The sequence below is a fragment of the Pseudophaeobacter flagellatus genome, from assembly GCF_021228235.1.
Classification (GTDB): domain Bacteria; phylum Pseudomonadota; class Alphaproteobacteria; order Rhodobacterales; family Rhodobacteraceae; genus Pseudophaeobacter; species Pseudophaeobacter flagellatus.
The window spans coordinates 458,497-483,634 of record NZ_JAJQRG010000003.1 but is presented as its reverse complement, the minus strand read 5'-3'; the positions used below and the strand labels follow the sequence as shown (position 1 = coordinate 483,634).

The window sequence follows — 25,138 nt, the reverse complement described above, 5'->3', positions numbered from 1 at the left end:
TAAGACATGTCAAAAAAGGGCCGGGGCAACCCGGCCTTTTTCATGCGTAACAAGCGGTAGGCAAACTGCGCAACGCAGAGGGAGAAGTCTCAGAGAATTGCGCGGCAATGGCACCTGACGCCGCACCGGGGGTTATTAAAAATTAATTTAAAACAAATACTTGCACTGAAATTTTGACGGTTTTTCCGCCCTGTTTTTATCCTAAGAGATGAAAAAACACGGCCTCGGCAATCGGTACGCTTGATGTTGTCCATGCAGTGTTCTAGGCTCAATCTGTACTAGATTGTGATTGAGTTACCGCTCTTTTAGGGGCGGGGGAGGCAGCATTGTTTGATGGACAAGCCACTGATCCCAACCCGCAATCAGGCGGGGCGGGACGACGCAAAGAGTTAACACATTTCTTGTTTTTGGCGTTCGGCGTCTGGCCTCTTGTGGCCGTCGGAGTCGTCGGGGGATACGGGTTTCTCGTATGGATGTTCCAGTTGATTGCGGGGCCACCTGGCCCGCCAGGATACTGACCGGATGTCCGCAAAGGGGCGTATATCCCGGCGCGACCTGCTGAAAGGCAGCACCCAGGCGCGACCCTTTTTGGCGCGACCACCGGGCGTTTCCGAACTGACACTGAAGGGGTGTACGCGATGTGGGGCCTGCGTTGATAGCTGCCCCGAAACCATCCTGCGGCTTGCCCCAGATGGCGTGATGCTCAACCCCGAGGCGGGCGAATGCACCTTTTGCGGTAGATGCGCCGAATCCTGCCCCGAGACTGTCTTTGCCGATGATGCCCCCATGGCGCATGAGATGGGCCATGTGATGGAAATCTCGGCGCGCTGTTTTGTGGAGGCAGGAATATCCTGCATGACCTGCCGCGATGCCTGCCCCGAAGAGGCGATTTCAATAAAACCGAGGGTCGGCGCCCCTTTCCTGCCGCTGCTGGATGCTGCGGCCTGTACAGGCTGCGCGGCCTGCTCATCTGTTTGCCCCGCTGGTGCAATCGACGCGGTAAGGAAGGACCTGAATTATGCCTAGGAATCGCTGGCACGTGTCATCCGCAGTGGTGAGTGTCACGCCAGATGCAAAAGAAACGGTACGTGCCCTAATAGAGGCTCTCGACGGGGTCGAGGTGCATGGCGAGGATGCCACGCGTCTGATCATCACCATTGAGGGGTTCAGTACAGGCCAGCTGGGCGACCGACTGACCAAGATCAACCTGATGCCCGGTGTTCTGGTGGCAAATATGGTTTTTGAACATGCCGAAGACCCCGACGATATGCCCGCCCATATGGAGGATCCCACATGCCACTCGACGTGACCCGACGCCAGCTTTTGAAAGCCCAGGCCGCCGCACTGGCCGCATCTGCCGCCGGTATCCCGCAGGAGGCGCTGGCGCAGCCCGTCCCCGGCGGCGTTGAGGCCCTGAAGATCAAGTGGTCAAAGGCGCCCTGCCGGTTCTGCGGCACCGGTTGTGGTGTCATGGTTGGCGTCAAGGAGGGCAAGGTCGTCGCCACCCATGGCGACATGCAGCATGAGGTCAATCGCGGCCTGAACTGCGTGAAGGGCTATTTCCTCTCCAAGATCATGTATGGCGAAGACCGGCTGACCACGCCGCTGATGCGCAAAACAAACGGCGTCTTCGATAAAGAGGGCGAATTTGAACCGGTCAGCTGGGACGAGGCCTTTGACGTCATGGCCGATCGGGTCAAGACAGTCCTGAAGGAAAAGGGCCCGGAAAGCATCGGTATGTTTGGGTCCGGTCAATGGACGGTGCTTGAAGGCTATGCCGCGACCAAACTGATGCGGGCAGGCTTTCGGTCCAACAACCTCGACCCCAACGCGCGCCATTGCATGGCCTCGGCGGCGGTGGCCTTCATGCGCACCTTCGGCATTGATGAGCCGATGGGCTGCTATGATGATTTCGAACACGCAGATGCCTTTGTGCTCTGGGGCTCCAATATGGCGGAGATGCACCCGATCCTGTGGACCCGGCTGGCCGATCGCCGTCTGGGCACCCCGGGCGTGAAATGCGCGGTGTTGTCGACCTTCACGCATCGCTCGATGGATCTGGCGGACATTCCGATGGTGTTCAAACCGGGCACCGACCTGGCAATCCTGAACTACATCGCCAACTACATCATCCAGACTGGTCGGGTGAACGAGGATTTCGTCGGCAAGCATACCACCTTCAAGAAGGGGGCCACCGACATTGGCTATGGGCTGCGCCCGGAACACGAACTGCAAGTCGCCGCCACCGGGGCGGACAATCCCGGCCTGATGGAAGACAGCGATTTTGAGGCCTTCAAGGAACATGTCTCGACCTATACGCTCGACTATGTCAGCGAGCTGTCGGGTGTCGAGCCCGGCTTTCTTGAAGAACTGGCCGAGCTTTATGCCGATCCGGATACCAAGGTCATGTCACTCTGGACCATGGGCTTCAACCAACATGTTCGTGGCGTCTGGGCCAATCAGATGGTCTACAATATCCATCTGCTGACCGGAAAAATCTCTGAGCCGGGCAATTCGCCGTTTTCGCTGACCGGCCAGCCTTCGGCCTGTGGCACAGCGCGCGAGGTCGGCACCTTTGCGCACCGATTGCCCGCCGATATGGTGGTGACCAATCCCAAGCATGTGGAACACGCCGAGGAACTGTGGAAACTGCCGCATGGGTTGCTGAACACAAAGCCCGGGTTCCACGCGGTGCTGCAGGATCGCAAGCTCAAGGACGGTGTGCTGAATTTCTACTGGGTGCAGTGCAACAACAACCTGCAAGCGGCACCCAATTCCCAGAACGAAACTTATCAGGGCTATCGCAATCCCGACAATATGATCGTGGTCACCGATGCTTATCCGACGGTGACAGCCATGGCCGCCGATATCATCTTGCCTGCCGCCATGTGGGTCGAAAAAGAAGGCGTCTACGGCAATGCCGAACGCCGGACCCATGCCTGGCATCAGCTGGTCGACGCGCCGGGCGAGTCGCGCTCTGATCTGTGGCAGATGGTCGAGTTCTCAAAACGTTTCACCACCGACGAGATCTGGCCGGCAGAAATCCTGGATGCGCATCCTGAATACAAGGGCAAGACGCTGTTTGACGTCTGTTATGCCAATGGTCAGGTCAACGCCTATCCTCTGGAAGAACTGCGCGAGGATTACAACAACCACGAAGCCCGCGATTTCGGATTTTACATCCAGAAAGGCCTGTTCGAGGAATATGCCGCCTTTGGGCGTGGTCACGGCCATGATCTTGCGCCGTATGATACCTACCAGAGCGACGAGGTGCGTGGCCTTCGCTGGCCGGTGGTCGATGGCAAGGAAACCAAATGGCGGTTCCGCGAAGGATATGATCCCTATGTAACTGCGGGCAGCGATGTGGAATTCTACGGCAAACCTGATGGCCGGGCGGTTATCCTCTCGGTCCCCTATGAACCGCCGGCCGAAAGCCCCGATGATGATTTCAACATGTGGCTGGTCACGGGGCGGGTGTTGGAGCACTGGCACTCTGGGTCCATGACCATGCGGGTGCCGGAACTCTACAAGGCTTTCCCTGGTGCCAAGGTCTTCATGAACGCCATTGATGCGCGCGAAAGGGGGCTCAACCAGGGGATGGAGGTCCGGGTGATTTCCCGCCGGGGCGAAATCCGCTCGCGGGTTGAAACACGGGGCAGGAACCGAATGCCGCCGGGCGTGATCTTTGTGCCGTGGTTCGATGCAAGCCAGCTCATCAACAAGGTGACACTGGACGCAACGGACCCGATTTCGAAACAGACTGATTTTAAGAAATGCGCTGTGCGCGTGGAGGCGGTGTGATGAAACAGCTCCGCTTTGCCGCCACCTTCGCAGCCTGCATGATTGCCAGCTTTGTCGTCGCGCAGAATGTCCCCGAACTCACTGGGCCAACGCCGAACCCGATGGAGCCGGTACCCGCCGCACCACTGGAGCGCTATGTCACCGATGATGTGCGACAGATGCGCGCCTACCCAGAACAGCCGCCGATCATTCCGCATTCGATCGAGGGCTATCAACTCTCGGTCAATGCCAACCGCTGCATGTCCTGCCACAAACGCGAGCACTCGCTCGGTTCGGGCGCACCGATGATTTCGATCACCCATTATATGACGCGGGAAGCCCAGATGCTGGCGGATGTCTCGCCGCGCCGCTATTTCTGTACCCAATGCCACGTTCCGCAGGCTGATACCGCCGCGCTGATTGGCAATACTTTCATCGACATGTCGGACATCGGCGCTGCGGCCGCAGGGGGGGACTGAAATGCGTTGGATCTTACAACCCTTTCGCTGGTTCTGGAATGTGCTCTGGACACCAGCGGTCACGCTTGGCCTCGGCTTTCTGACCCTTGGCGGCTTTGTTGGCGGCGTGATCTTCTGGGGCGGTTTCAACACCGCGTTGGAATATACCAACCGCGAAGAATTCTGCATCTCTTGTCATGAAATGCGTAACAACGTCTTTGAAGAACTGTCGCACACGGTGCATTTTTCGAACCGCTCTGGGGTGCGAGCGGGATGCCCGGACTGTCATGTGCCGCATGAATGGACCGACAAGATCGCCCGCAAGATGCAGGCCTCGAAAGAGGTCTGGGGCAAGATCTTCGGCACCATCAACACGCGTCAGAAGTTCCTTGAACACCGCCTGGTCATGGCCAAGCGCGAATGGGCGCGGCTTGGCGCAAATGACAGTCTGGAATGCCGCAATTGCCATTCCGAAGTTGCGATGGACCTTAGTCGTCAATCACCGCGCGCGGCTGATATCCATACGCAATACCTGCTGTCCGGCAAGAGAACCTGCATCGACTGTCACAAGGGGATTGCCCATGAATTGCCTGATATGACTGGCGTCGAACCTGGCTGGACGGTTCCGGATGGCCTGTTGGGTGAAACGCAACCCGGCCCAAGCGATGTAGAAGAAATCCAGAGCTTCCTGTTGGAAAGGCAGACCCGCGGGTAACGGATAGGCACGTACCGGGTGATTCCCATCGATAGGAAACGATCTTGACCCAGATGCCTAACTAAAGAAGCCGACATAGGCCACACTATGCCAGAACGTCGGCTTCTTGGTTTAGGGGGCTCTCAAGAAAGCTTCAGCTTCCATTCAACGCATCACAAACGGGTTGGCCATTGGTGTTTCAGACGTGCTAATCCATGTTGTTTTGGTGCGTGTGTAGTCATGTATGGCGTCCATCCCGGCTTCGCGCCCATAGCCTGACTGATCAAAGCCTCCGAAGGGCGCGATGGGCGACACCGCACGGTAGGTATTGACCCAACAGATGCCCGCCTTGAGCCGCGCAGAGACACGATGCGCACGTGCGACATTCTCGGTAAAGACACCCGAGCCGAGCCCGAAGGGAGTGCTGTTGGCGATTGCGATCGCTTCTTCTTCGGTGTCGAATGGCAGAAGCGACATAACAGGTCCGAACATTTCGATCTTAAGCGTTTCGGCGTTTGCGTCAGCGCATTCAACAAGCGTAGGTGCCATGTAATTGCCGGGGCGTTCCAACGGCGCGCCACCAAAGCGGATTGTTGCGCCGCTTGACACGGCCGCAGCAAGGGTTGCTTCGATCTTGCTGATTTGCTCGGCCGTGCAAAGCGGGCCTATTTGGGTGGTTGGCTCGAGCGGATCGCCGATGACGACGCCCTTCATCTTCTCTTCGATCTTCGCCGCCACGGCCCCTAACACCGAGCGATGCACCAAGCCCCGCGTACCCGCCACACAGCTTTGGCCCGAGGCTCCGAAATTGCCTGCGATAAGCCCGTTGACCGCGCCGTCGAGATCTGCGTCTTCAAAGACCAGAATGGGGGATTTCCCGCCTAGTTCCAGCGTGGTGACCGCAAAATTCTCGGCTGAGTTTCGCACGACGTGCCGTGCGGTTTCCGGCCCGCCGGTAAAGGCTATGCGGTCGACATCAGGGTGACATGTGAGCGGGATGGCACAGTTTTCGGCGTCTCCTGTGATGACCGAAACGACGCCAGCTGGAAATCCAGCCTGTTCGATCAGGCGGGCAAACTCAAGCATCGGCGCGGGGGCAATTTCCGAGGCTTTCAACACCACCGAGCAGCCGGCGGCCAGTGCGGGGCCCAGTTTTGTTGCTGTAAGAAACATCTGGGCATTCCACGGCACGATGGCGGCGACAACGCCGATAGGTTCGCGCCGTGTAAAGACATGCATGTCTGGTTTGTCGATCGGTAGAACCGCGCCTTCGATCTTATCGGCAAGCCCCGCGTAATAACGGTAATAATCGCCGACATAGGCAGACTGGCTCGCAGTTTCCGCAAGAATCTTGCCACTGTCTGTTGTTTCGATGCGCCCGATTTCGGCGGCGTTTTCTTCGATCAGTTCGGCGAGCCGATAAAGAAGTTTGCCACGTTGTGTCTGGGTCATATCGCGCCATGCCGGGTCGTTCAGCGCACGGCGCGCAGCTGTGATGGCACGCGCGACATCGGCCTTTGAGGCACAGGCAAACGTGGCCCAGTCCCGTCCGTTAGCGGGGTTTTGCGAGACCATGACCTGACCTTCGGAACCTTCCGTCCATGCGCCGTCGATAAAGAGCTGATAATGTGGTTTGGGGTCCATTTTGTTCCTCACCTGAAGGCCGGCATAACAGTGTCGATAAAGCGAGCGAGAGAGGCGCGCTTGCGCTCGAAACTCATCCCGCTGTCGATCCAAAACGAATATTCATCATACCCGAGTTCTTCGTATTCTCGTATTTTTTCAATAACGTCTTCTGCGGTTCCGACGGTCAGATCCCGCGCCATGTTCTCGGGAGTCATAAGTTTGTTGTCGGCAAGCTCCTCGTCTGAGAGAGGGGAAATCAGCCCCTGCGCAACGGGGCGCTCGTTCTTGAACCAAGCACCAAAGTAGCAATAAAAGCGCGAAAGCTCGCGAGCAGCCTGGGCCACATCATCGGCATCCGCGCCAACATAGGTGTGATGCAGCAGCATGATTTTGGGTCGTGGGCCGTCATAGCTGGCGCAGGCGGCATTGAAGCGCGCCATCAGGGTTTTGATCTCCTCGATCCCCTGCCAAAGCGGCGTCACCTGAATGTTAAAGCCATTCTGCACACCAAACTCGTGGCTGTTCGGGTCGCGCGCAGCGATCCAGATCGGCGGGCCGCCATCCTGCACAGGCTTGGGCGCGGCTGTGGTGGCTGGGAAGTTGTAATACTCGCCCTCATGGGCACAGTCACCCTCCCACAGCTTGGGAAGAAGCGGCGCCAATTCACGCATGCGTTGCCCCGCTTCCCATGCGTTCATGCCAGGCATAAGCCGCTCGTATTCGTAAGAGTAAGCCCCGCGAGCGATCCCAAGCTCGATGCGCCCGCCTGTCATCAGATCGGCAGAGGCAGCCTCGCCAGCCAGCTTTACCGGGTGCCAGAACGGCGCGATCACCGTGCCCGTTCCCAGCTTCACGTTTTTTGTGTGATGGGAAATATGCACAAGCGACATAAGAGGGTTCGGCGCAATGGTGAACTCCATCCCGTGGTGTTCTCCCGTCCAGATCGCGCGCATCCCCGCATCATCTGCCATTTTGCACAGCTCGATCAGTTCTTCATTAAGCTGCCGGTGCGATTGCTCGGGCGTCAGGCGCTCCATATGCAAAAAGAGTGAGAACTCCATTTTCAGTTCCTTTCAGGCAGGTGGTGTACATCACCGCGCTGTGCATCACCGACGTAGAGACCAAAGCTGCGGGTTTGCCTCTCAAGCGCGAAGCGGTTCATCATGTCAGTGATAGGTTGGGACGCAAATTTCAGTTTGGAAATGTCACCGATCGGATGGGATTCGAACCCGCCGTTGCTGGTGAACGGCTCTGCGGCGAGAAAGAACGAACAATGGGTTCTGCCATCGTCGAACACAGAATAGGCCGGGCCAAGCTTTACCGGCAGGCCGCGCGTCTCAAGGTCATGCGTGAGGGACTGGCGCAGGTTGTCGCGGTCCTTTGCCAAACACTGGGGCGGGCGGTAACCGGCCTCAGTTCGCTCCAACAGCACGGTATCGCCCCAGGTGATAATAGCACCTCCCAGGGTCATAGTGCCCGAATGCTCAAGCGCCGCCCGTTCGAGACCGAGGCTGAAAAACTGCCCGCCGACATAGCCAAGGCCACGTCCGGTATCGTGTTCAAAGCTCTGCACTGCGCCAATCAGGATCGCATGATCCCCGGCATCGACCACGCTGTGAGTTGTGCATGAAAACTGCGCTAACGCACCGTCAATTAGAAGGTTGCCCAAGGCGTCTTGGTAATGTGCCACACGTGCAAAACGGTCGCCCTTGTAGCTTGCAAAGGTGTTTGCCACGTCTTCCTGCCCCTCGGCCAGGATATTGACCGCGAACTGCGTGCAGCCCGCAAACGCTTCGTAGCTAGACAGGAACTTGCCTGGGCAAACCAGCAATAGCGGCGGATCAAGAGAGACAGATGAGAATGAATTGGCCGTAAATCCGACAGCCGTTCCGTCAGCGGCTTTGCTTGTGACGACGGTGACGCCCGTCATGAAGGTGCTAAATGCGCTGCGCAGCGCCCGCGGATCAATCGCGCTCATCGCCAGATCTCCTGCTTAAAATCCAAGAGCGCGCCGTTCAACGCGCCCGCATGTGTCATCGGCATCATGTGGGCCGCACCCTCAACGATCAGGGATCGCCCTTTCGGGGCAAGATCGGCCATGGCCTGTGACATCTCAGGCGTTGAGTTCTGCTCAAGCGCACCTGTTGCAAAGAGGGCAGGGCAGGCCAGCGACTGCAACGCGTGGCGGCGTGGGCCATCTGCATGGGCAAACGCTGTATAGGCCAGCTTGTAACCCTTGGGGTTTGCTGCAAGAAGCCAGCTTTCGCAGGCGCTGCGTTCAGCAGATAGAGCCTTTGCAAACCACCGCTCAAGCGTTGGGCCGGGGTCTGGCACTGCGGTGTCATCAAGGCTATTTGCGCGGGCTTGCACCGCCGCCGCCGCCTCTGGACGACGCTCAAATATAGCGTTGCACGCGGCAACGGCACTGACCTCTGCGGGGGCGCGGCAGGCCAATTCAAGCGCGATCATTGCGCCCATGGAATGACCAACCACCAACGCAGGCTCGGAAAGCTCTTGCAGAACGGGTCGAAAAGCCTGTGCATACTCCGCCAGCGTGATCGGGCCAGAGGGACAAGAACTGTGCCCGTGGCCCGGCATGTCGGGCGCGATCACTTGATAGCTGCCGCGCAGCGCCTCGATCTGCGCGCCCCAGGCCTCGGCCCTGAGGCCCACGCCGTGCAAAAGCAGCAAGGGTCGCCCCGCACCAGCCACGATAGCAGACAGGCCTGCAACTTCAGACCGCGGCAGGATTGTCGAGACCATGGCCCAAGTCCTTCAAATCCTGATAGCGATCACCAATCCGGTGATGAGGTCGGCCGGACATGGCTGCGCCAAGCACCACGACAACCTCATCATCGCGCGGGGCATCAGGGATCGAGAATTGGATGGTAAGATAGTGCGAACGCCGCCCTGCATCGTTCTTGTCCATCAGCGGAACCATGATCGGCGCATTGGCCGTGCCGCGTGTATTGGTGAAGGCAAGGTAGGATTTGGCCTCAACGGCTTCGCGGTAGAAATTGCCAAACCGCAGGGTATGGATCAGTCCCGACGCGTGCTCAATTTCACCATCAAGACCGACAACTGCCGCCTTGCCATAGGCCTCGATCGCCGCCCCGTTCCCGGCAAGGTCGATCATCCGCTTGGTCATCATCTCGCCCAAGACGGGGCCATAGGCCTTGATCTGCGGCGTCAGGTCTTCGACAAACCGACCAGCCCAGGGGTTGCGTAACACGGCAGCGACGGCGAACATGCGCCACGGCTTATCCGTCTCGCGAAACCCCTCTATGAAGATTTCCTCATCATAGGTGACGATTTTCCTGATTTCCGGTTTCATTGCATCCTCCTGTTCGCTGCAGGAAACGTTATGAAGCCGCAATATTTTTGACAAACGATTGAATTATGCGCTTATCTATTAGTGTTTCTAATGGCTGAATTGACTCATGGCAAAATCCCTTCCCCCTTTCGGTTGGCTTCGCTCGTTCGAAGCAGCAGCACGGCACTTGAGTTTCACCTCCGCTGCGGAAGAAATAGGCCTCACGCAATCGGCTGTTAGCCAGCAAGTAAAGTCGCTTGAAACTCGGCTGGGCGTTCCGCTCTTTATGCGCCAGGCGCGTGGATTGGCGTTGACGGATGCAGGGCGGAGGCTTCTTCCCGAAGTCGACGCACCATTGCAAGCCTTGGCGGCCGCGATGGATATAGTAGACACAGGCCCCGCAAAAAACCTACTGACAATCGCGACATCGGTGAGCGTTGCACATTGGGTCATCGCGCCGCGATTGCCAGATTTTCAAGCGCGTTTCCCCGGCCTCAAAGTAAGAATTCACTGCGCGATCTGGCCAGATGATTTCCACTCTACCCGCGCGGATGTCGAAATACGGTTCGGCTCGGCCAGACAGGGTGGGATTGACGCCGAGCCCCTCTTGCCCAACCAGCTTATTGCGTTGAAATCCCCAAGTCTAAGAGGAGAGCTGCATGAGTTGCCGCTCATCGAGGCGGTTGGAACGTCGGGCGGCTGGCAAGCCTGGGCCAAGCGGGTTGGGAGCGCGCCGCCCCCATCGCTATACACCGATACATACGGCATGGCCTTGCACCTTGCGGCCCATGGAAACGGCGTGGCCCTCGTAAGCGAATTGCTTGCCGACCACGCCTTGAAAACAGGGCTCGTCGAGCGGGCGCACCCTGCTTCGATATCAAGCCACGAAGGTTACTACCTGTCGACAGCCAAGGACAAACCCGAAGCTTTAGACTTTCGCGAATGGTTGTTGGGCAGTCTGTCTTTGCCACAGGCTGGACCTGTCGCGCATGCAGGTGGCTGAACCTATCGTTCATCCCGGCCAAGAAGAAAAAGAACAGCGCGCCCGAGAAGACATGCTCGGAGTCCAAAACACCCCATAGCTGGCGCCAAAAGGGGTCATAGTATGACACCTTTTGCCGAAAACATCGACAATGACAGAAAGCGCACCACGCCCTTAACAACGCTGATTACTTAGCAATTTAAGGGGGGTAGTGGCGGAGAGACAGGGATTCGAACCCTGGGAACCCGTGAAGGCTCAACGGTTTTCGAGACCGCCCCGTTCGACCACTCCGGCACCTCTCCGCGGGGGTCTGGTGAGGCAGCGTTTAAGGGGGAAGCGGCGGTAGTGCAAGAGGGTTTTTCAACTTCTCTGGAGAAAGGCATTTTTTCATTTGTCTGGCCACATATTTCGCCTAGGCTTCCCCTATGACACAGTTTTTAAATCCGCTTTCCCGCCAGGTTATACATCTGGCCCGTGCCTTAATTCTTCTTGGACTGGTGATCCTTGGTGCACCGCCCGCATCCCAGGCGGCGGAGCGCAGCAAGGTCGAAGCCTTTTTACAGGTCACGGGGTTTGATGTGGCACTGGACAGTATTGCGCTCTCGGCCAGCAACGCGCCGATGATGCTGGGACTGTCTGCCAGTGATTTTGGCAGCGAGTGGACGCGCCTGTCGCAAAGCGTATTTGATCAGGACAAAATGCGTGAATTGGCGCTGGATATTCTGGAAGAAACCCTGGAAGACGACACGCTCAGCCATGCCGCTGCCTTTTATGCCAGCGATCTGGGGCAACGGCTGGTCACTGCCGAAAACGCCTCGCATCTGGTGGCAGAGGATGACACCAAGCAGGTGGCCGGCGAGCGGATCATATCCGACCTGGTTCAATCCGGCAGCCCCCGCATTGCGCTGTATCACCGGATGGGGCAGGCGATCGACGCTGCGGGGGCCGGGTTGAAATCGGTACAGCAGATCCAGTTTCGCTTTCTGATGGCGGCCAGCGCAGCCGGAATCATCGAATTGCAGCTTGATGCCGATGGATTGCGCGCGTTGCAACGCGCGCAGGAACCCGAAATGCGGATCGCGCTGCGGGCCGCCAGTCTGGCGACCTCGGCCTATACCTATCAGGATTTCAGCGACGCCGAGATAGAGGCCTATGTCGAAGCCCTGGAGACCCCCTTGATGCAGCAGGTCTATGAATTGCTGAACGCGGTCCAGTTTGAAATCACCGCCGATCGGTTCGAAGCACTGGCCTACCGGATGCAGGATCTGGAGCAGGGCGAAGACATCTGAGTCTTTGTCCCTCTTTCAGCTCTGATTGTGCGAAGCCTATCGCAATGGGTTGACAGCTGGGCGGATTATCGGGCAAATGCGCCATCCCGGCCCGGATTCTCTGTGCCGGGTTCATTTGTAATACGTCCCCCAAAGGGGCGCGCTGTTCGAGGTGGCCATCGGGCTAAAACGCCAGGATCTGATCGATCCAGGGACCAAAGGACGCGGTTGATAAAGGAAACACGCATATGTTTGCGGTCCTCAAGACTGGCGGCAAGCAGTACAAAGTTCAAGCGGGTGATATCCTCCGCATTGAAAAATTGGCTGCAGATGCTGGCGAAACAATCCAGTTCGACGAAGTTCTCATGCTTGGTGGCGACACCCCCGTTGTGGGCGCTCCTCTGGTAGATGGCGCGGCAGTCAAAGCCGAAGTGATCGACCAGATCAAAGGCGAAAAGCTCATTCACTTTGTGAAGCGTCGCCGGAAGCACTCTTCCAAGCGTACCAAGGGCCACCGTCAAAAGCTGACCTTGATCAAAATCACCGAGATCCTGGCATCGGGCGCAACCAAAGTAGCTCCGAAAGCCGCCGCCAAAGCTGCTCCCAAGGCTGCTCCGGCTGCTGCAGCAGGTTCTGACGATCTGACACAGCTGACCGGTGTAGGCCCTGCCGCCGCCAAAAAGCTGAACGAAGCTGGCCTGACCAGCTTTGCCCAGATCGCAGCCTTGTCGGAAGACGATATTGCTGGTATTGACGCGGTCAAAGTGAAACCCGAGTGGGTTGAACAGGCCAAAGATCTGGCTAAAGGCTAAGGAGAGACAGAATGGCACATAAAAAAGCTGGTGGTTCCTCCCGTAACGGCCGCGACTCAGCGGGTCGCCGCCTCGGCGTGAAACTCTATGGTGGCCAGGCAGCCATCGCAGGCAACATCATCATTCGTCAGCGCGGCACCAAATTTTGGCCGGGCGAAGGCGTGGGCCTGGGCAAGGATCACACGATCTTTGCAACGGCAGACGGTGCTGTCACCTTCCACAAGGGCCTGAAAGGCCGCACCTTTGTATCGGTTCTCCCAGTGGCGGAGGCCGCTGAGTAAACCGAACCCGCAAGGTTTTAACAATGAGGGGATCGGCAACCGCCGGTCCCCTTTTTCTATTTTGGCGCCCTAGCGCCGCGTTACATATTGTAAGGGGCCCGCCTTTGCAAAACTGGCAGTGCCGCCTCAGGGATGGGGTGGTTTGAACCTGGGATTGCGCATATCGCGCCCCCTTCAAATGCCGGATTTTTGCACCATCTAGACGGGAACCCCTCCGTTACCGATCTCTTTGCGAAAAGGAGCAGAGATATGAGCCTGGATACAGTGAACGATCAGCCAGTGATTGAGGCCAGCCGATTTGTGCTGCGGCCGCTGCGCAGTTCCGACAGTGGTCTCATTGCCCTTTACAGCGGCGATGAGCGGGTGGCCCGCATGACCACCTCTTTGCCGCATCCCATGCCGCCCGGTGCGGTAGAGGCCCTGGTGGCACGCGCAACCGCGGCGGACCGGGACGAAGATATCTGGGCCATCGATGGCACCCGCGACGGCGGCGAAGAACTGAAGGGCCTTATCAGCCTGAAACGCATGGACCGCGATCAATCCGAGGTCGGCTTTTGGATTGCCCCGGTGTTTTGGAACAGCGGCCTCGCGTCAGAGGCGCTGGAAGCGCTGGTCACGGCAAATCCGCTTAAAAATGCCACCATGTTTGCGGCGGTGTTTCAGGATAACCCGGCCTCGGCGCGGGTGCTGATCCATTGCGGCTTTGAATATCTTGGCGATGCGGAATCCTTTTCGGTCAGTCGCAACGCAAATGTGCCAACATGGACCTACAGCCGAAAACTGTGATTGGCCCGGCCTGCGCTTTCAGGTAAGGCACTCGGCAATGATCTCGCTATGGGCTACAAACTGGCCCTTCACCACGACCCATTTCTATGTCCGCGCCGCGCCCACAGGGACCGTCGCGCAGTAAGGAGCCACCATGAAATTTCTCGATCTGGCAAAGGTCTATATTCGTTCTGGTGGCGGCGGGAATGGCTGCGTCAGCTTTCGCCGTGAGAAATACATCGAATACGGTGGTCCGGATGGTGGTGATGGCGGCAAGGGGGGCTCTGTCTGGGCCGAGGCCGTCGATGGGCTGAATACACTGATTGATTTTCGCTATCAGCAACACTTTTTTGCCAATAACGGTCAGTCTGGCATGGGGCGTCAGCGCACCGGCAAGGACGGCGATGACATCATTCTGCGGGTTCCCGTTGGTACTGAAATCCTCGACGAAGACCAGGAAACCGTGCTGGCGGATATGACTGAGATCGGCCAGCGGGTGCAGTTGGCCAAGGGCGGCAATGGCGGCTTTGGCAACCTGCATTTCAAATCGTCGACCAACCAGGCGCCGCGGCGTGCCAACCCCGGCCAAGAGGGCGTCGAACGTACCGTATGGCTACGCCTGAAACTGATCGCGGATTCCGGCCTGCTGGGCCTGCCCAATGCCGGCAAATCGACATTCCTTGCCGCCAGTTCAAATGCGCGCCCCAAGATCGCCGACTATCCCTTCACCACACTTCACCCGAACCTGGGCGTGGTTGGCATTGATAACACAGAATTTGTGATGGCCGACATTCCTGGCCTCATTGCGGGGGCGCATGAAGGCAAGGGCATCGGCGATCGGTTCCTGGGCCATGTGGAACGCTGCGCGGTGCTGCTGCATCTGGTCGATGGCACATCCGAAGATGTGGCAGGCGACTACCAGACCATCATTGATGAACTGGAGGCCTATGGCGGTGAACTGGCCAACAAGCCTCGCGTGACCGCGCTGAACAAGATCGACGCATTGGACGACGAAGAACGCGAAGCCGCGCGTCAGGCGCTTGAGGCAGCCGTTGGTGACAAGGTGTTGATGATGTCCGGTGTCAGCCGCGAAGGTCTGAACGAGGTGCTGCGCGCCGTGCGTGCCGAGATCGACGATGATCGCATCCGCCAGAAACCTGTCGAGGAGGAAGCGCCTTGGCGGCCCTGACCGACGCCCGGCGCATTGTCATCAAGATCGGCTCGGCGCTGCTGGTTGATCGCGACACGGGCAAGCTGCGCTCGGGCTGGCTGCATTCGCTGGCCAACGATGTGGCCTGGCTGAAATCGCTGGGCAAGGATGTGATCCTGGTGTCCTCCGGCTCTATTGCGCTGGGACGCGAAGTGCTGGGCCTGCCGCGCAGCGTCTTGCCGCTGGAAAAATCGCAAGCAGCGGCAGCTGTCGGGCAAATCCGGCTGGCCCGCGCCTATGAAGAGGCGCTGGCACCGCATGCCATCACCACGGCGCAGGTTCTGGTCACCCTGGAAGACAGCGCCGATCGCCGCCGCTATCTCAATGCGCGCGCCACTCTGGAAACCCTGATCGGGCTGGGCGCGGTACCCATTGTCAATGAAAACGACACCATCGCCACCGATGAGATCCGCTATGGTGACAACGACCGGCTGGCGGCCCAGGTGGCGGTGACTGTCGGCGCGGATGTCCTGGTGCTGCTGTCGGATGTGGATGGCTTTTACAGCGCCAACCCGGCGCTGGATCCAGCCGCACACCGCTATGACAAGATTGACACCATCACCCCCGAGATCGAGGCCATGGCCGGCGATGGGGTTTCAGGGCTGTCCAAGGGGGGCATGATCACCAAGGTGCTGGCGGCCAAGATGGCTACGGCGGCGGGCTGTGCCATGGTGATCACTGAAGGATCCCCCCTGAACCCTCTGAAAACGCTTAATGATGGCGCATTATGTACCTGGTTCATCGCACAGGATGACCCACAGGTGGCCCGCAAGCGCTGGATCGCCGCGATGAAACCGCGCGGCGAAGTCACAATTGACGCAGGTGCCGTGCGCGCCCTGCAAAACGGCAAGAGCCTGCTGCCAGCAGGGGTGCTAGACATCGGGGGTGATTTTGGCCGGGGCGATCCTCTGGCCATCCTTTCCCCAGAGGGACGCTGCCTGGGGCAGGGCCTGTCTCGCTATACCAGCGATGAAGCCCGCGCCATTCAGGGGCGCCAGTCCGCCGAGATCGAAGCAACGCTGGGCTATCCCGGCCGTGCAGCTTTGATCCACCGGGACGATATGGCGCTCTGATCCTCCTACTTTGGGCTGGAACCCGCCGGGCCGTCGCGCCTATTCTTGTGGCAAAACCGGCGGCGGGCCCCATAGCACCAGCTTTGATCAGCAAAGGCATATTTGACCAATGAACGACATTCACTCTATCCCCGATCTGATGGTGGACCTTGGCATTCGCGCAAAAGCGGCGGCGCAGGTCCTGGCCACAGCCAGCGCCGCGCGCAAAGAGGCAGCCCTGATAGCAGCCGCAGATGCGGTCTGGGAGCGGCGCGCCGAAATCATCGCCGCCAATGAGCAAGACCTTGAATTCGGGCGCACAAAAGGGCTATCGCCAGCGATGATGGATCGCCTTATGCTAGATGAGCCGCGCATTCAGGGCATTGTTGACGGGCTGCGCGCTGTCGCACAGCAGGCAGATCCGGTTGGCCAGGTGCTTGAGGAATGGGAGCAACCCTCGGGCCTGAATATTCAACGGGTTCGCACGCCGCTTGGTGTTATCGGGGTGATCTATGAAAGCCGCCCCAATGTGACGGCGGATGCCGGGGCACTGTGCCTGAAATCCGGCAATGCGGTGATCCTGCGCGGAGGCTCTGAGAGCTTTCATTCCAGCCAGATGATCCACGCCTGCCTGGCGCAGGGCCTGCGCAGCGCCGAGCTGCCGGAAGATGCGGTGCAGTTGGTGCCGACGCGGGATCGCGCTGCGGTACAGGCGCTGCTGACAATGACAGACTATGTAGATGTCATCGTCCCGCGCGGTGGCAAGGGGCTGGTGGGGCTGGTGCAACGCGAAGCCCGCGTGCCCGTCTTCGCCCATCTGGAAGGCATCGTGCATATCTACCTTGATAAGGCGGCGGATCCGACCAAGGCGCTCGAGGTGGTGTTGAATTCAAAAAACCGTCGCACCGGCATTTGTGGCGCGGCAGAATGCCTGCTGATCCATCAGGATATTGTCGAGACCATTGGCCGCGATGTCCTGACGGCGCTGGCCACGGCGGGGGTTGATATCTACGCCGCTGCCGGATTGCCCGGCCCGGACACGATGCAGCCCGCCAGCGAAGACGACTGGGGAAAAGAGTTCCTTGATAAGGTGATTGCCGCAAAGCCGGTTGCCGATATAGACGCCGCGATTGCACATATTCGCCGGTACCATTCGCAGCACACCGATTGTATCATCACCGAAGATCAGGCCGCCGCCACGCAGTTTTTTGCCGAATTGGACAGCGCAATCCTGATGCACAATGTCTCGACCCAGTTTGCCGATGGCGGTGAATTCGGAATGGGGGCAGAGATCGGAATTGCCACCGGCAAGATGCATGCACGCGGCCCTGTTGGCGCGGCGCAACTGACCAGCTTTAAGTACCTGGTGCGCGGAAATGGGACCATTCGCAGCTAAAACAGGCAACATCACATAGGCAGAGCCAGTCAAACGTAAAAGCCCCCTCGATCTGGAGGGGGCTTTTCTGTTCTTTCAAGATGTTGCGGGCTTTGGTTAAAATTGAATGTTCACCGTTTCGGCCGTGTTATCAAAAGAGATCTTGCGGGCGGCCTCCTGCGCGGCGGCGGGTAGCATGGCAAATTGCACCAGCGCCGGGGTCACCGCGTTTGTGGTATCGCTGCCATCAAGATGCCCCCAAAGGCCTGCCTCGACAGCAATTTTACGTCCTTCGCCAGACGCGCACCAGGCACCATCGCGACAAGAAATTTGAATCGTACCGCCATAGGGCAGGGCGGTTTCCAGGCAAAGTGCCGCAAGGAACGCTAGGCGCACCTCGCTGCGGCTGCAGCCCTCCTGATGGTCCCACTGGTATTTCATTCGACCGGCCTTGGCGAGATCATCCAGAACTGAAACCACCTCGGCGCGGCCCATCTGCTGGTCTCCGGCTGCGCCAAAGGCAATGCGGAAAAACCGGATGCGGGCATTGGCATTCAGCACCGAGTCAGAGATCAGTTCCAACTCTGGTCCGGCCATGGCGCCGGACATTTCCAGCAGTTCCAGCCCATTGTTGATCGCGCCAACCGGGCTGATCAAATCGTGACAAATTCTGGACCCTATCAAAGCAGCCAAATTGGCGGTATCTACGGCCATATCATTCCTCCGAACTAGGCCTATCCAATGATCGACCTCAATGCTTTCTTAGCCCCTGGCATGCGCGTTCAGCACCCGGATCACCCTGAATGGGGACCAGGTGAGGTCCAATCCAATGCAGGCGGCAAAATTACTGTCAACTTTCCAGACCAGGGAAAACTGGTCTTCGACGGGGCACGTGTCCCCCTGGTTCTTGTGAATGAGCCATAGTGGTTTATGAATGGTTAAGAAAGCCCCTAGAGTTTTAGGAAAACCTTGCCTCTGCCCGGTTTGGCGGTCTATTTGCCGCCAGGGTTGTCTTTGGAAAGGTCCGGTATATGGTTGATGCCCCGTCCGAATTCTCTGTGTCTCTGGCACAGAACGCCGCAGAGCTGCGTGCGGCCCAGGCGCTGCGCTATGAGGTTTTTGTGCGCGAAATGGGCGCAGATGGGGCGCAGGTTGATCATCAATCCGGGTTGGAAACAGATCAGTTTGACGCCTTTTGCGATCATATGATCATCCGTGAAAACGCGACCAACCGGGTGATTGGCGTCTATCGTTTGATGCGCAACGATCAGGCCGTGGCAGCAGGGCGGTTCTATTCGGCCAGCGAATACGATCTTGGCGCGCTGACCGCTTCGGGGCGCCGCTTGCTAGAATTGGGGCGCTCTTGCCTGCATCCCGATTTTCGCGGTGGCAAGGCGCTGTTCCAACTTTGGGAAGGGCTAAGCGCCTATGTGAACAGGCATCAGATCGAGGTGCTCTTTGGGGTTGCCAGCTTTGCGGGCACCGATCTCGCGGCCCTGGCCGGGCCGCTGTCGGTCTTGCAGCACGACTATCTTGCCCCCAGTGACCTACGCTGTCGCTCAAGGCAGTATCAGCGCATGGACCTATTGCCGCAGGACCAGATTGACCGTCGCCAAGCAATGGTTGCCTGCCCAGCCCTGATCAAGGCCTATCTGCGACTTGGCGGAAAGGTCGGCGATGGCGCCTATCTGGACCATGAGTTCAACACCACCGATGTCTGCATGATCCTGGACACCGCCCAGATGACAGCGCGCCAACGCCGCCTCTTTTCGCCGCGAACAGGCGGGGCATAGGGATGTCCGCAACCTGGCAGGGGGGCGACGCGCCAAAGCCCATTCGTATCACTGCGCTCGGCTGGCTGCGGGTCGCGCTGCGCGCCAGCCTGTTGGCGGTGCTGGTATTTGGTGGCTTGCTTGTTCTGTTGCTGGTCCGGCTGGTCGAACGGCCGCTCTGCGGTTTGCACCGACCAGTGACGCCCTTCATCACCCAGTTTGTCTGCCGCACCGCCTTTTGGGTGCTTGGCATGGGGTTTTCCACCCATGGAACCCTGATGCAGGAACGCGGCGCTGTGGTTGCCAACCATACATCTTGGCTGGATATTTTTGCGCTCAACGCGCGAAAGCGGATCTATTTTGTGTCCAAAGCCGAAGTGGCCGCCTGGCCCGGCATCGGCTGGCTTGCCCGCGCCACTGGTACCCTGTTCATTGAACGCAACCGCGCCCGCGCCAAAGACCAGACGGACCTGTTTGAGACGCGACTGAAGGCGGGGCATAAGCTCTTGTTCTTTCCTGAGGGCACATCAACCGATGGCTTGCGGATTTTGCCATTCAAAACAACGTTGTTCGCGGCGTTCTTTAGCGATCATCTGCGCGATATCTGTTATATACAGCCGGTGTCCGTGGTGTTTCATGCTCCGCAGGCGCAGGACGCCCGGTTTTACGGCTGGTGGGGCGATATGGCCTTTGCTCCGCATCTTTTGAAAACCCTGGCAGCCCCGCGTCAGGGCCGTGCAGAACTGATCTACCATGCGCCGCTGAAGGTGGCTGATTTTGCCAATCGCAAAACCCTGGCCGCAGCCTGCGAAGATCTTGTAGGCACAGGCCATGCCCGGATGCGCAAATAGCGCTTGCAGGTAGGGCAAAGCTGGCCTATACGCGCGGCATCAAACCCGCAGGTGGGGTTTGGCCTGTCTGGGGGAGAAATCCCCAAATGGGCCGCCGGTTGGAGCAACCGCTCTGAACCCCCACCGAGGACTGAAACCGGAAACAAGGAATATTAGCATGGCTCTTCCCGAGTTCACCATGCGCCAGCTGCTGGAAGCAGGCGTACACTTTGGTCACCAGACACAGCGCTGGAACCCCCGCATGGAACCATATATCTATGGTGCGCGTAACGGCATCCACATCATGGACCTGACACAGACAGTTCCAATGCTGGACCAGGCACTGCAGATCGTGCGTGACACCGTTGCCAAGGGCGGTCGCGTTCTTTTTGTTGGTACCAAGCGTCAGGCCGCAGGCCCCATCGCCGAAGCCGCTGAAAAATCTGCTCAGTACTTCATGAACCACCGCTGGTTGGGCGGCACCTTGACCAACTGGAAAACCGTTTCCCAGTCGATCAAGCGCCTGAACGAGATTGACGAAAAACTGGAAGGTGGCGCCGAAGGTCTCACCAAGAAAGAGCGTCTGGGCATGGAACGTGACCAGCAGAAGCTGCAGGCTTCCCTCGGTGGTATCGCCGAAATGGGCGGTGTTCCTGATCTGCTCTTCGTCATTGACGTGAAAAAAGAAGCCCTGGCCATCGCCGAAGCCAAAAAACTGGGTATCCCGGTTGTGGCTGTCGTCGACACCAACTGCTCGCCCGATGGCGTTGACTTCATTATCCCAGGCAATGACGACGCATCGCGCGCCATTACCCTGTATTGCGATCTGGTTGCCCGCGCTGCGCTGGACGGTATGTCTGCCCAGCTGGGTGCTGCCGGTGTTGACCTCGGCGCGCTGGAAGAGGCACCCGCTGAAGAAGCTGTTGCTGAACAAGCATCTGCCTGAAGCGACCTGTCACAGGTTTGACATGTGGGGCAGGGTATCACCTGCCCCAATTCCGTTTTGATATGAGGAGAGCCACAGATGGCTATCACAGCTGCACTTGTTAAAGAACTGCGCGACTCCACCGGCGCCGGCATGATGGACGCCAAAAAAGCGCTGACCGAAACCAATGGTGACATGGAAGCCGCGGTTGACTGGCTGCGCACCAAGGGCTTGGCCAAAGCGGCCAAGAAATCCGGCCGCACAGCAGCAGAAGGCCTGGTTGCCGTTGTTGTGGATGGTGGCAAAGGTGTTGCCGTTGAAGTGAACTCGGAAACCGATTTTGTTGGTAAAAACGCCGAATTCCAGGAAATGGTTGGCGGCATCGCCAAGGCTGCCTTGGGTGTTGCGGATGTTGAGGCGCTGAAAGCGGCCGACATGGGCGGCAAAACCGTTGAAACAGTCATCACCAACAAGATCGCCACCATTGGCGAAAACATGTCTGTGCGCCGTATGGCCGCTGCCGAAGGCGAGACTGTTATCTCTTATGTGCACAATGCCGTGGCTGCCGGAATGGGCAAAATCGGCGTTCTGGTTGCGATGACCGGCGGCGACGAAGCCTTTGGCAAACAGGTTGCCATGCATATCGCAGCGGTGAACCCTGCGGCCCTGTCCGAAGCGGATCTCGATGCCTCTGTGGTTGAGAAAGAAAAGCAGGTCCAGATGGACATCGCCCGCGAATCCGGCAAGCCCGAAGCCGTGATCGAAAAGATGATCGTTGGCCGTATGAAGAAATTCGTCGGCGAATCGACTCTGCTGAACCAGCCTTTTGTTGTGAACCCTGACCTCACCGTTGAAGCCGCTGCCAAAGAAGCTGGCGCCACCATCACTGGTTTTGTGCGTCTGGAAGTTGGCGAAGGCATCGAAGTCGAAAAAGAAGACTTTGCAGCCGAAGTTGCCAAGGCAGCGCAGGGCTAAGATCCTCTATTCAGAGGGTGAGTTATGAGGGCTGGCAGATTTTTTCTGCCGGCCCTTTTTTGTGGCCCGATCGAGGATGCGAGCAGTGGCTCTACTCTTGTTAGATGCCCGAATACCTTGGCTTTGCAGCAAGTTTAGCGATCGATCCCAGCCTAGCCTCTGACAAAATTCGCAGCGCAGTGTCGGTATTTCACAAGATCAGTAAACAGATAGCGATTGAGGAAGAGAGCTGAGAGACCCCATCGATGGGGATGAATGGGGCCTCTCTTTAACACGGCACCGGCGTGGAAAAATACACGCCAGCAACCGAACAGGTCTGAGAGCCTTGATATTGCAAGGATCATTTCCTTTTAGTTCCTAGGCCAAAGCCACCACTCACGGAACAGTTGCAGTCTGCCCCAAATCAGGTTGAACGTGTAGTCGTGTTTTCCTTACCCGAATGCCGCGTCTTGCCCCTGGGTAAACTTCTGCTTTGGTTTAACCAAAGCGATGCCGACCGGCTTTCTTCGTTGAAATGCTGCCACAAGACTAGCTTTCAACCACATACATCTGGTTTTGCAGGGCCGCTTTTAAAACTGCCTGTGCTGTGGTTTCCACTGACAATGAGGCCCGCGCCAAACGCAGGTGTTTTTCAACCGTGCCAGGCGTCAGCCCCATGAGCAGGGCAATATCCTGGGTTGTCTTGCCATCGCCAACCCATTCCAGCGCCTCTCTCTGGCGGCGTGTCAGGCTGCGATTCGGCGGATCGTAGGGGAGGGTCAGAATCTTCAAGTGCACCATATTGTTCATCAAAATGATGTCTTCACCACAGTCTTGCCAGAGCGCATCAAGTTCTTTCTGGGTGGTGCCAACCTGGCCTCCCAAAGAGATCGCGCCCTTATAGCGTTTTGAAGCCGAGAAAAAGCTGACGGTATAGCCAGCCGTCATCTGCATCCGCTCATTAAATGCGCGGACATTTTCTTCTTCTGGTTGCAACGCACCCTGGACATGCTTTTCATGGATCATCTGCCAGCTGCCGGCCCCTTCATGCTCTAGCGCCCAACGCAACATTGGCGCATGGCGATACAAGCCCTCGTTCAGGAAGCCTGAAACATAGTTCTGGTCATGGTTGGTCAGGATGACGAAATCGTCAGGATCCCCCAGCGAGGTATCTGTCTTGAAACGGGTATAGCCATACATCAGGCGATCAAATCCGTATTCAGCCATCTTCAATACATGCGCATGCCACAGCTCTTCCAGGCTTTTCGAACCGGCAACGACGTGTAGATAATTCATTATTCCCATTAGGTTGCGTCACTTGCCTGCGATATATTTTGCACCAAGGCGTCTATGGCCATCAGGTATCCCTGGCTGCCAAAACCGCAGATCTGGCCAAGGGCCGCCCGTGCGATATAGGACTGATGGCGAAACTCTTCACGGGCATGAATATTGGACAGATGCACCTCAACGGTTGGGATCTCTACCGAATAGATCGCATCCATCAGCGCGATTGACGTATGGGTAAAGGCACCGGCATTCAGCACGAGCCCGGCATGTACGCCGCGCGCGCCATGGATGGCATCCAGCAATATGCCTTCATGGTTGGATTGCAGGCACTGGGCCTGAAACCCGGACTTTTTCGCATGGGCAAGGCAGCGGGCCTCGACCATCTCAAGCGTCTCGGCTCCGTAAACCTCTGGTTGACGGGTGCCAAGCAGGTTGAGGTTCGGGCCGTTCAAGATCAATATGCTCTGCATCGTATTTCCCCTACTACAAGCCTAAGCTGAAATAGGTGGATTGCACAGGGAAAGCGAGGCCCGAACCCGGTGTTTTCCCCGGGCCATGTTGCGAATATCGCACGAAAATGAGAGGTGCCGGGATTTCCGGCACCTGCTGCTATATCTGGTTAGGCATTGGTCAGGATCACCTTGCCCTGAACCTGCCGGGCCTGCATCATGTCCAGCGCCTTTGCGGCCTCTGTCATCGGCAGAACAGCACAGATCTGCGGCTTTACCGCGCCGCTTGCATAAAGTGCCTGCAATTCTTGCATGTTTTGCGCATGACCCTTTGGATCCCGAAACACCGAAGCCCCCCAGAAAACACCGCGAATATCGCAGCCTTTCAACAGGGGTAGATTCAAGGGGATCTCGGGGATGCCAGCGGGAAAGCCGACAACCAGATACCGCCCCAGCCAAGCCATGGCGCGCAGGGCCGGTTCAGCATAGGCACCGCCCACCGCATCATAGACGACATCCACACCATCTTTACCCGATACCTCCTTGATAGATCTGGAAAATTCTTTCTGTTCATCCCGTCCCATATCGCGGCTGTAAACCAGGGCCTCATCGGCTCCGATCTGGCGGCAAAAGGCGGCCTTTTCTGGCGTGGACACAGCCGCAATCACCTTTGCGCCCATAGATTTGCCCAGCTCAATCGCCGCCGCTCCGACGCCGCCCGCTGCCCCCAGGATGAGCAGTGTCTCTCCCGGTTGCAGCGCAGCCCGGTCCTTCAGGGCATGATAAGAGGTGCCATAGGTAAAGACAAAGCCGGCCGCATCCTCAAAGGGCATTGCCTCGGGAAATTTGATCGCCTGCGCCGCACTGATGCAGATTTGGGTGGCAAAGCCGCCATGACCGGTCAGGGCCAGCACCCGATCACCAATCTCAAACCCGCTCACGCCTTCGCCCAGGGCAGTGACAACACCAGAGATCTCGCCGCCCGGCGCAAAGGGGCGCGGCGGCTTCATTTGATACAGATCACGAATGATCAGCGTATCCGGAAAGTTGACGCCCGCAGCGCGAATCTCAACCTGCAACTCACCCTTGGCGGGTGTCAAATCGGGCTGTTCGGTCCAGACCAGGGTTTCCGGCCCGCCCGGGCTGGTGCTCAACATGGATTTCATACGTCCCCCTTCAACTGCGCTGCGGCAGTGTGCAATTTTTAAAATTACGTAAAGTCTTCTGCCGCTCAGCCGCGTTGTCAATGCAATAGCGAAATGTAATTCTACATTGTGAAACCGTGACGCGTCGGAGGAGGCGCGC

The 25,138-nt window shown here is 58.0% G+C and carries 28 protein-coding genes and 1 tRNA gene; 19 read left to right on the top strand and 10 right to left on the bottom strand.

Annotated features, from left to right (window positions below; translation table 11 throughout):
• Positions 1-326 precede the first annotated feature (326 nt).
• The 6 genes from napE to LRK71_RS08730 are packed head-to-tail and all read left to right on the top strand — an operon-like array spanning position 327 to position 4,953.
• Positions 327-518, top strand: a complete 192-nt coding sequence (gene napE / locus LRK71_RS20460) for a periplasmic nitrate reductase, NapE protein (RefSeq protein ID WP_269751670.1) — start codon at positions 327-329, stop codon at positions 516-518.
• A gap of 4 nt (positions 519-522) precedes the next feature.
• A complete protein-coding gene (locus LRK71_RS08750) occupies positions 523-1,026 on the top strand; it encodes a 4Fe-4S dicluster domain-containing protein (protein WP_232402686.1) in 504 nt (167 codons plus the stop codon).
• Positions 1,019-1,309 carry a chaperone NapD gene (locus tag LRK71_RS08745; RefSeq protein WP_232402684.1) on the top strand — a complete coding sequence of 97 codons (291 nt, stop codon included), beginning with the start codon at positions 1,019-1,021 and terminating at the stop codon, positions 1,307-1,309. The genes LRK71_RS08750 and LRK71_RS08745 overlap by 8 nt, the downstream gene beginning before the upstream one ends.
• Positions 1,294-3,801, top strand: a complete 2,508-nt coding sequence (gene napA, locus LRK71_RS08740) for a periplasmic nitrate reductase subunit alpha (protein WP_232402682.1) — start codon at positions 1,294-1,296, stop codon at positions 3,799-3,801. The genes LRK71_RS08745 and napA overlap by 16 nt, the downstream gene beginning before the upstream one ends.
• Positions 3,801-4,259, top strand: coding sequence for a nitrate reductase cytochrome c-type subunit (locus LRK71_RS08735; protein WP_232402680.1), 459 nt, complete (start codon positions 3,801-3,803; stop codon positions 4,257-4,259). The genes napA and LRK71_RS08735 overlap by 1 nt, the downstream gene beginning before the upstream one ends.
• Position 4,260: 1 nt before the next feature.
• Positions 4,261-4,953 carry a NapC/NirT family cytochrome c gene (locus tag LRK71_RS08730; protein ID WP_232402678.1) on the top strand — a complete coding sequence of 231 codons (693 nt, stop codon included), beginning with the start codon at positions 4,261-4,263 and terminating at the stop codon, positions 4,951-4,953.
• A 144-nt stretch (positions 4,954-5,097) separates the two neighbouring features.
• On the opposite strand, the gene LRK71_RS08725 is transcribed toward LRK71_RS08730, so the two are convergent.
• The 5 genes from LRK71_RS08725 to LRK71_RS08705 are packed head-to-tail and all read right to left on the bottom strand — an operon-like array spanning position 5,098 to position 9,892.
• Positions 5,098-6,576 carry an aldehyde dehydrogenase gene (locus LRK71_RS08725; protein ID WP_232402676.1) on the bottom strand — a complete coding sequence of 493 codons (1,479 nt, stop codon included), beginning with the start codon at positions 6,574-6,576 and terminating at the stop codon, positions 5,098-5,100.
• An 8-nt stretch (positions 6,577-6,584) separates the two neighbouring features.
• The gene (locus tag LRK71_RS08720) at positions 6,585-7,619 is read right to left on the bottom strand and encodes an LLM class flavin-dependent oxidoreductase (protein ID WP_232402674.1); all 1,035 of its coding nucleotides are present in this window, start codon (positions 7,617-7,619) and stop codon (positions 6,585-6,587) included.
• Between the two features lie 2 nt (positions 7,620-7,621).
• On the bottom strand, positions 7,622-8,536 hold the full coding sequence (locus LRK71_RS08715) for a flavin reductase family protein (protein ID WP_232402672.1): 915 nt from the start codon (positions 8,534-8,536) through the stop codon (positions 7,622-7,624).
• Complete coding sequence (locus LRK71_RS08710) at positions 8,533-9,321, bottom strand: alpha/beta fold hydrolase (protein WP_232402671.1); 789 nt, start codon at positions 9,319-9,321, stop codon at positions 8,533-8,535. Before LRK71_RS08710 ends, LRK71_RS08715 begins: the two co-directional genes overlap by 4 nt.
• Positions 9,293-9,892 (bottom strand): amino acid synthesis family protein, encoded by a 600-nt coding sequence (locus LRK71_RS08705; protein WP_232402670.1) that lies wholly within the window; start codon positions 9,890-9,892, stop codon positions 9,293-9,295. Before LRK71_RS08705 ends, LRK71_RS08710 begins: the two co-directional genes overlap by 29 nt.
• Positions 9,893-9,998: 106 nt before the next feature.
• Between LRK71_RS08705 and LRK71_RS08700 the strand changes: the two genes are divergently transcribed.
• The gene (locus LRK71_RS08700; protein WP_232402669.1) at positions 9,999-10,874 is read left to right on the top strand and encodes a LysR family transcriptional regulator; all 876 of its coding nucleotides are present in this window, start codon (positions 9,999-10,001) and stop codon (positions 10,872-10,874) included.
• A 191-nt stretch (positions 10,875-11,065) separates the two neighbouring features.
• On the opposite strand, the gene LRK71_RS08695 is transcribed toward LRK71_RS08700, so the two are convergent.
• Positions 11,066-11,155 (bottom strand) — tRNA-Ser (locus tag LRK71_RS08695).
• 123 nt (positions 11,156-11,278) lie between these two features.
• Here LRK71_RS08695 and LRK71_RS08690 point away from each other — a divergent pair.
• From LRK71_RS08690 to LRK71_RS08660, 7 genes are all read left to right on the top strand, one after another.
• Positions 11,279-12,142 carry a DUF2059 domain-containing protein gene (locus LRK71_RS08690; RefSeq protein ID WP_232402667.1) on the top strand — a complete coding sequence of 288 codons (864 nt, stop codon included), beginning with the start codon at positions 11,279-11,281 and terminating at the stop codon, positions 12,140-12,142.
• A gap of 227 nt (positions 12,143-12,369) precedes the next feature.
• Positions 12,370-12,933 carry a 50S ribosomal protein L21 gene (locus LRK71_RS08685; protein ID WP_232402665.1) on the top strand — a complete coding sequence of 188 codons (564 nt, stop codon included), beginning with the start codon at positions 12,370-12,372 and terminating at the stop codon, positions 12,931-12,933.
• Between the two features lie 11 nt (positions 12,934-12,944).
• Positions 12,945-13,214 (top strand): 50S ribosomal protein L27, encoded by a 270-nt coding sequence (gene rpmA / locus LRK71_RS08680; RefSeq protein WP_027240304.1) that lies wholly within the window; start codon positions 12,945-12,947, stop codon positions 13,212-13,214.
• Between the two features lie 249 nt (positions 13,215-13,463).
• Positions 13,464-14,000 (top strand): GNAT family N-acetyltransferase, encoded by a 537-nt coding sequence (locus LRK71_RS08675; RefSeq protein WP_232402663.1) that lies wholly within the window; start codon positions 13,464-13,466, stop codon positions 13,998-14,000.
• Between the two features lie 133 nt (positions 14,001-14,133).
• Complete coding sequence (gene obgE, locus LRK71_RS08670) at positions 14,134-15,168, top strand: GTPase ObgE (RefSeq protein WP_232402661.1); 1,035 nt, start codon at positions 14,134-14,136, stop codon at positions 15,166-15,168.
• Complete coding sequence (gene proB / locus LRK71_RS08665) at positions 15,156-16,262, top strand: glutamate 5-kinase (protein ID WP_232402659.1); 1,107 nt, start codon at positions 15,156-15,158, stop codon at positions 16,260-16,262. Before obgE ends, proB begins: the two co-directional genes overlap by 13 nt.
• Positions 16,263-16,371: 109 nt before the next feature.
• A complete protein-coding gene (locus LRK71_RS08660) occupies positions 16,372-17,637 on the top strand; it encodes a glutamate-5-semialdehyde dehydrogenase (protein ID WP_232402657.1) in 1,266 nt (421 codons plus the stop codon).
• A 96-nt stretch (positions 17,638-17,733) separates the two neighbouring features.
• On the opposite strand, the gene LRK71_RS08655 is transcribed toward LRK71_RS08660, so the two are convergent.
• Positions 17,734-18,330: a histidine phosphotransferase family protein gene (locus LRK71_RS08655; RefSeq protein WP_232402656.1), complete on the bottom strand. Its 597-nt coding sequence runs from the start codon at positions 18,328-18,330 to the stop codon at positions 17,734-17,736.
• A 27-nt stretch (positions 18,331-18,357) separates the two neighbouring features.
• Between LRK71_RS08655 and LRK71_RS08650 the strand changes: the two genes are divergently transcribed.
• The 5 genes from LRK71_RS08650 to tsf all read left to right on the top strand — a co-directional run bounded on the left by LRK71_RS08650 (position 18,358) and on the right by tsf (position 22,118).
• Positions 18,358-18,540: a DUF3553 domain-containing protein gene (locus tag LRK71_RS08650; protein ID WP_232402655.1), complete on the top strand. Its 183-nt coding sequence runs from the start codon at positions 18,358-18,360 to the stop codon at positions 18,538-18,540.
• Positions 18,541-18,647: 107 nt separating this feature from the next.
• Entirely contained in the window at positions 18,648-19,409 is a 762-nt protein-coding gene (olsB, locus tag LRK71_RS08645) for an L-ornithine N(alpha)-acyltransferase (protein ID WP_232402654.1), read from the top strand.
• A 2-nt stretch (positions 19,410-19,411) separates the two neighbouring features.
• The gene (olsA, locus tag LRK71_RS08640; protein WP_232402653.1) at positions 19,412-20,239 is read left to right on the top strand and encodes a lyso-ornithine lipid O-acyltransferase; all 828 of its coding nucleotides are present in this window, start codon (positions 19,412-19,414) and stop codon (positions 20,237-20,239) included.
• A gap of 157 nt (positions 20,240-20,396) precedes the next feature.
• Positions 20,397-21,164, top strand: coding sequence for a 30S ribosomal protein S2 (rpsB, locus tag LRK71_RS08635; protein ID WP_232402652.1), 768 nt, complete (start codon positions 20,397-20,399; stop codon positions 21,162-21,164).
• 78 nt (positions 21,165-21,242) lie between these two features.
• Positions 21,243-22,118 carry a translation elongation factor Ts gene (gene tsf / locus LRK71_RS08630; protein WP_232402651.1) on the top strand — a complete coding sequence of 292 codons (876 nt, stop codon included), beginning with the start codon at positions 21,243-21,245 and terminating at the stop codon, positions 22,116-22,118.
• 528 nt (positions 22,119-22,646) lie between these two features.
• Here tsf and LRK71_RS08625 read toward each other — a convergent pair.
• From LRK71_RS08625 to LRK71_RS08615, 3 genes are all read right to left on the bottom strand, one after another.
• A complete protein-coding gene (locus LRK71_RS08625) occupies positions 22,647-23,402 on the bottom strand; it encodes a LuxR family transcriptional regulator (protein WP_232402649.1) in 756 nt (251 codons plus the stop codon).
• Positions 23,402-23,854: a type II 3-dehydroquinate dehydratase gene (gene aroQ, locus LRK71_RS08620; RefSeq protein ID WP_232402647.1), complete on the bottom strand. Its 453-nt coding sequence runs from the start codon at positions 23,852-23,854 to the stop codon at positions 23,402-23,404. Before aroQ ends, LRK71_RS08625 begins: the two co-directional genes overlap by 1 nt.
• A 149-nt stretch (positions 23,855-24,003) precedes the next feature.
• Complete coding sequence (locus LRK71_RS08615) at positions 24,004-24,999, bottom strand: NADPH:quinone oxidoreductase family protein (protein ID WP_232402645.1); 996 nt, start codon at positions 24,997-24,999, stop codon at positions 24,004-24,006.
• Between the last annotated feature and the right edge of the window lie 139 nt (positions 25,000-25,138).